This window comes from Ruminococcus sp. zg-924 (genome assembly GCF_024433635.1).
In the GTDB taxonomy this organism is placed as follows: Bacteria; Bacillota; Clostridia; order Oscillospirales; family Acutalibacteraceae; genus UBA7067.
Genome location: NZ_WNJZ01000031.1, coordinates 1 through 4710 on the forward strand (window position 1 = coordinate 1; position 4710 = coordinate 4710).

4 protein-coding genes are annotated in these 4710 nt (G+C 43.0%); all 4 read left to right on the forward strand.

The window, feature by feature from the left end; genetic code table 11:
- The first annotated feature begins 472 nt into the window (after positions 1–472).
- The 4 genes from GMA13_RS10445 (at position 473) to GMA13_RS10460 (ending at position 4459) form a co-directional block, all read left to right on the forward strand.
- The gene (locus GMA13_RS10445; protein ID WP_255884510.1) at positions 473–1225 is read left to right on the forward strand and encodes a DeoR/GlpR family DNA-binding transcription regulator; all 753 of its coding nucleotides are present in this window, start codon (positions 473–475) and stop codon (positions 1223–1225) included.
- Complete coding sequence (pfkB, locus tag GMA13_RS10450) at positions 1222–2124, forward strand: 1-phosphofructokinase (RefSeq protein WP_255884509.1); 903 nt, start codon at positions 1222–1224, stop codon at positions 2122–2124. Before GMA13_RS10445 ends, pfkB begins: the two co-directional genes overlap by 4 nt.
- Before the next feature lie 51 nt (positions 2125–2175).
- On the forward strand, positions 2176–4122 hold the full coding sequence (locus GMA13_RS10455; RefSeq protein ID WP_255884508.1) for a fructose-specific PTS transporter subunit EIIC: 1947 nt from the start codon (positions 2176–2178) through the stop codon (positions 4120–4122).
- Positions 4123–4195: 73 nt separating this feature from the next.
- A complete protein-coding gene (locus tag GMA13_RS10460) occupies positions 4196–4459 on the forward strand; it encodes an HPr family phosphocarrier protein (protein ID WP_255884507.1) in 264 nt (87 codons plus the stop codon).
- Positions 4460–4710 lie beyond the last annotated feature (251 nt).

A 4710-nucleotide genomic window follows, 5' to 3' on the forward strand; every position in this document is an offset into this window, starting at 1 on the left:
AGTAGAAAATACAACAAATTTCCTATGCGTCCTCTTAATTGGAAATCTCCTGCTGATTATATTAACGCTTTTATTTCTAATGGCGAAGTTTTCTAATTTTGTAACACATCATTGACAAACCTACAAATTTTGTAACCAATTTTGTGGGGGAAAATGGGGATAATAGGCTTATAGGTATGCTTGCCGCAGGCGTAAGTATGGATGCGTATACGGCAGGAGGAAAATGAAGAAAGAAAATGAAGAATTAATGTTTTTATTCAAAGATACAGTTTCATACGTCCTTTCATAACTGTATTCGGCGTGAATTTTAAGGCTTTTGAGCATTAATGACGAAAATTGGAAGAAAACGAAAAAATCTTTTAAAAAGTTGATAGAAAATGATTGACAATGAATGAAAATGATGATATTATTTAATCACAGAAGGAAAATACACAAAAATTATTCAAAAATAAACGTGAAAGGGGTTGGTTTGATGCTTTCGGAAGAAAGATACGCAGCAATAGTTCAGTTTCTTGATGAGAAAAAGGCAGCAACGGTAACGGAGCTTGCAGCTTGGCTTAACACCTCGGAATCGACAATAAGGCGAGATTTGAATACCCTTGATGAAATTGGGAAGATTAATAAGGTTCACGGCGGGGCAATGGCGCTTGAAAGCAGAATTAGTTCTGTGGACGAAGATTTCGAGAGCAAGACGCATAAGAATATTGCAGAGAAAAAAATGATTGCAGAATATGCAGCAACCTTAATTAATGATAACGACATTGTTTTTATTGACGCAGGTACAACAACGCAGACTTTGATTGATTGTCTTGACACAAGCCTTAAGACGGTGTTCGTTACAAACGGAATAGTTAACGCAAAGAAACTTATTCAAAAAGGGTTTAAGGCGTATATTATCGGCGGGCAGATGAAACTTTCAACCCAGGCGGTTATCGGTGCAGAGGCGATAAACAGCTTAAGACAGTATAACTTTACAAAGTGTTTTTTGGGAACAAACGGAGTATCCTTTGAATCAGGCTGTACAACACCCGATCTTGAAGAGGCTCTTGTGAAAAAGGAGGCTGCAAACCGCAGCTATATATCATATGTGCTTACCGACCACACAAAGTTCAAGCTTGTTTCAGCGATAACATTTCTCGAATTGAACCGTGCTTGCATAATTACCGATAAATTGACTGACAAAAGATTAAAGGACAGCACAGTCATTAAGGAGGTAGGAGTATGATTTATACAGTAACATTCAATCCGGCGATTGACTACGTTCTTCGCCTTGATAAGCTTGAAATTGGCGAGATTAACCGATCAACCTCAGAGCAGATTGTTAATGGCGGCAAGGGAATAAATGTTTCGACGGTTCTGAAAAATCTTGGAGTAGATAACACGGCACTTGGCTTTTGCGCAGGCTTTACCGGCGAAGCCATTGAAAGCGGAATAAAGGCAGACGGAGTAAAAACCGACTTCATTCATCTAAAAAACGGATTTTCGAGAATCAACGTAAAAATCAGAGCGCAGGAGGACACCGATATAAACGGTCAGGGCCCTGAGATTGAGGACGAGGATATAGAAAAGCTATATGAAAAGCTTGATACACTCAGTCAGGGCGATGTGCTTGTGCTTGCAGGAAGTATACCTAACACACTGCCGAAGGATATTTATGAGAAAATTCTTAAGAGGCTTGAGGACAAGAGAGTAAAATCAGTTGTTGACGCAACGGGCAAGCTTTTGGTGAATGTACTGAAATACAGACCGTTTTTGATAAAGCCGAATAATGACGAGCTTGGCGAGATTTTCGGAGTTAAGATTGAAACAGATGAAGAAATAATTGAGTATGCGCATAAGCTCAGAGAAATGGGGGCAGAGAATGTTCTTGTTTCAAGAGGCGGCAAGGGTGCAATTCTTGTAACGGCTGACGGCTGCTACAAACGTGGTATAGCAAAGGGCAAGGTTGTAAATACTGTTGGCGCAGGCGATTCTATGGTTGCAGGCTTCATATGCGGCTTCTTAAAGACAGGCGACTATGAATATGCGCTGAAAATGGGAACAGCGGCAGGCGGAGCTACGACGTTCACCGTTGGAATAGCGACAAAAGAAGAAATTGAAGCAGTATTAAATGGGCTTGAGTAGTAATGTGGCCCATGAAAATAATAATTTTATAAAATTAAAGGAGGATTAATTATGCGTATTACAGATTTATTGAGCAGTGATGCAATACTGTTAAACGCAAGCTTTTCATCAAAGCAGCAGGTTATAGACAAGCTTGTTGCAATTCACAAGTCAGTAGGAAACATATCTGACGCAACAAAGTACAAGAACGGAATTTTAGCAAGAGAGGCTGGCGGCACAACAGCTATCGGTGACGGAATTGCAATTCCACACGCTAAGAGCGAAGCAGTTGTAAAGCCGGGTCTTGCAGCGGCAACCGTTCCAAACGGCGTTGACTATGAGTCAATGGACGGCAAGCCGTCGAACATTATATTTATGATAGCGGCTCCGCTTGACGGAAACCTTCACCTTGAGGTGCTTTCAAGGCTTACCGTTCTTCTTATGGACGAACAATTCAGAGCAGACCTTCTTGCAGCCAAGAGCGCATCAGAATTTTTGTCAGTTATCGATAAGAAGGAGAGCGAGAAGTTCGGCGAGGAGGCTAAGCCTGCCGCACCAACAAAGTCGGGTTACAGAGTTCTTGCGGTAACAGCCTGCCCAACAGGTATTGCGCACACATATATGGCTGCCGAGGCTCTTGAAAAAGCGGGCGAGAAGATGGGCATTGCAGTTAAGGCAGAAACAAACGGCTCAGGCGGCGCAAAGAACGTGCTTACCCGTGAGGAGATTGCAAACTGCGACGGTATCATAATAGCAGCCGATAAAACAGTTGAAACAGCACGCTTCAACGGCAAGCCTGTATTGAGCGTTCCGGTAGCTCAGGGTATTCACAAGCCGGAGGAGCTAATTCAGAAGATAGTAGACGGCAAGGTTCCTGTATTCCACAGTGACAAAACAGACGATAGCGCAGACTTTGGCGAGAAGGAGGGCATCGGACGTCAGCTTTATAAGCACCTTATGAACGGCGTTTCGCATATGCTCCCGTTCGTTGTTGCCGGCGGTATACTAATCGCACTTGCGTTCCTTATTGATACAATTATGGGCGCTCCGCAGGACGGAAACTTCGGTACAAACACACCTGTTGCCGCATGGTTCAAGACAATAGGCGGTTATGCTTTCAACTTTATGATTCCAATTCTCGGCGGCTACATTGCAATGAGTATTGCCGACCGTCCCGGATTGCTTGTCGGCTTTGTAGGCGGTTTTATGGCTACACTTGGCAGCACCTTTGCAGCACCCGGCGGTGATATTCCGTCAGGCTTCCTTGGAGCGTTGGTTGCAGGCTTTGTCGGCGGTTATGTAATGCTTGGTATTGAAAGACTCTGCGACAAGCTGCCTAAGGCGCTTGAGGGCATCAAGCCTGTTTTGATTTATCCTATATTAGGCCTTGCATTTATCGGCGTATTTATGTGCGCAATTAACCCGATTATGGGTTGGCTCAACTCTCTGCTCAACAGCGGTCTTGCAGCTCTCGGTTCAAATCCGAGCACACTCATTCCGCTTTGTGCAATTGTTGGCGGTATGATGGCTGTTGACATGGGCGGCCCATTCAACAAAGCAGCTTATGTTTTCGGTACAGCTATGCTTACTCAGGCAACAGAGTTCCCGGCAGGTTCAACAGATGCAAATGCTTGCTATATGATTATGGCTGCTGTTATGATAGGTGGTATGGTTCCGCCAATCGCAATCGCACTTGCAACAACATTCTTTAAGAAGAAGTTCACAGCAGAGGAAAGAAAGAACGGCCCTGTAAACTATATTATGGGTCTTAGCTTCATCACAGAGGGTGCTATTCCATACGCAGCAGCCGACCCTGCAAGAGTTATTCCGTCATGCGTAGTAGGCTCTGCAATTGCAGGCGCACTGTCAGGCTTGTTTGGCTGCACACTTATGGCTCCTCACGGCGGCGTGTTTGTATTTGCAGTTGTAGGCAACTGGCCAATGTATGTTCTCGCTTTGGCTGTTGGTTCGGTAGTTGGTATGCTTCTGCTCGGACTGCTCAAGAAAAATAAGTCTTGATTAACAAAATTTATTGATTTTTACGAAAAACGTGTTATAATTAATTAAACAGCAAAAAATGGAGGAGATTCCAATGGTATCAAAGACAACAAAAGTAGTTAACGCTGAAGGCTTTCATATGCGTCCCGCAGGTGTTTTTGCAAATGCAATGGGCAAATTTAAGAGCGACGTTTATCTTAACGTAAACGGAAACAAAGTAAACGGCAAGAGCCTGATGAACATCATTGCTGCCTGCATTAAGTGCGGCACTGAGGTTGTGGTTGAGTGCTCGGGTGAGGACGAGAATGAAGCACTTGCAAAGGCTGTTGAGCTTATTGACACAGGCCTTGGCGATTAATAGCTGATAAGAAATTTAATATCAACAAAACAACGGCTCGCAGAAGGGAGACACTCCGTAAGGAAGTTGTCTCCCTTAGAATTATTGTCGAAAAAGTCAAAATTCTAAATCAAATTTCACAGAAGATGTATGTGTTAAAATGATATGAACCAATAAAAAGAGAAGTAACTTCAAAATATGGTATAATGGATTAGCTACAAAACATTAACCAAGAAAGAAGTACTTCTCATGAATATATTAACACAAGAAGC